The sequence below is a fragment of the Candidatus Chloroploca sp. Khr17 genome (genome assembly GCF_004138165.1).
Taxonomy (GTDB): Bacteria; Chloroflexota; Chloroflexia; order Chloroflexales; family Chloroflexaceae; genus Chloroploca.
In genome coordinates this window covers 1-1,350 of sequence record NZ_RYFF01000149.1, presented here as the reverse complement: position 1 = coordinate 1,350, position 1,350 = coordinate 1, and the positions used below count along the sequence as shown (strand labels likewise).

Genomic DNA, 1,350 nt, shown 5'->3' with positions numbered 1-1,350 from the left:
GTCGGCGGATTGGCCTCGGCGACCATCTGCTTGCTGGGGTTCGCGCTCCCCGATCTGCTCAGGATCGAGGATCAACCACTCAGGGCCGAGCGCACCCATGCGGCTAACGTGAACCTAGCCGATAGGCGCTAGCCGGTGCCTACCAGCAGGTCATCGCCCGCGCCCAGCTCTACGCCGATCTGCTCGGCATGCGCCAGCAGGACATCCAGACCGCCATCACCGACCTGAGCGCCGTCGCCCGCGCATTGCTGCTCAGCGACACCAACGCGCCCAGCGACCGCAACGACGCGCTCGTCGCCGCGCCCATTCACCCGCCCGACGATGGCGACACAACGATCAGCCCCACCAGCACCGACGCACCACCCGCAAGCGCACACCCTAACGCGTCCAACGGCACGTTCAACGGGGGAGCGAACCTTGGCACAGAAGCTGGGGTGCGTCCATCCATGTGACCGCTCCCAAGATCAGGCGCGTGGCATAAGATGGCACGCGCCTGGTGCCCGTATTCATTGCGGCACCGAGGCGATGCGCACATAGCGACCAGTGAAAGTGAGCCAGCAAGCGATGCATGCCGCGCCGTTGCGCCACGGGCGCAAGCAAGGGGGTGCGCCCCCTTGCATCCCCCCGCACCGCGCCGCGCCCCCGCTAGCCGTACCTGTGCTACCTGCACGGCCGTACTTACGTCACGCGACAGAACACAGAACACTTTACACATGTGGGTGCCGGGCAAGCCGAAAACCCACATTCCGATTATGGGTGACGGGCGTATTATGATGGCGGAAGGCCGCGCGCAGGAAGGACGAAACATCGCCCCACGAGCCGCCACGAACTGTAAAGCTTTTTTCGGAGACATCAGCTCCCTCCTCCTGTCCGTCGTCGAGGGCGGGATTATAGGGGTACGGACGAGACACGCTCCGCGTCCATTCCCACACGTTGCCTGCCAGATCCAGCACCCCGTCCGGCGTTGCCCCGGCCGGGAAACAACCCACGGCGGTCGTGCCATCATAGATCCCATAGAAGTTCGCCCGCTCACCTTCAGACTCAGCCGCACCCCACGGATAGTTCCGTCGCGTCGGTCCCCGCGCCGCATACTCCCACTCCGCCTCGCTCGGCAGGCGGTAGACAAAACCATTGTTCAAAGACACGGTCAGCCAGCGGCCAAAGGCCATGGCTTCATACCAATTGACCCCGACCACCGGATAGTTCCCACGCCCGTGCCCGAACATTTCATCATCCCAAAACTCTGGCTGATCTTTGCGCTGCCGCTGCTGCCGCCACCGTTCCAACCCCTCGGTGGCGGCATCATCGCGGGCCAGCCACGCCCGCCCTGCCGCATCCCACCAGGGGGCC

2 protein-coding genes are annotated in these 1,350 nt (G+C 64.9%); one reads left to right on the top strand and one right to left on the bottom strand.

Annotated features, from left to right (window positions below; translation table 11 throughout):
- The first annotated feature begins 188 nt into the window (after nt 1-188).
- On the top strand, nt 189-452 hold the full coding sequence (locus tag EKD05_RS26235) for a hypothetical protein (protein WP_165360998.1): 264 nt from the start codon (nt 189-191) through the stop codon (nt 450-452).
- Between the two features lie 255 nt (nt 453-707).
- On the opposite strand, the gene EKD05_RS25455 is transcribed toward EKD05_RS26235, so the two are convergent.
- The coding region (locus EKD05_RS25455; protein ID WP_165360997.1) for a formylglycine-generating enzyme family protein at nt 708-1,350 on the bottom strand (643 nt) is incomplete at its 5' end.

Excerpts from the sequence above, each read along its gene's own strand:
- EKD05_RS26235 (WP_165360998.1), top strand. The coding sequence starts at position 189 with ATGCGCCAGCAGGACATCCAGACCGCCATCACCGACCTGAGCGCCGTC.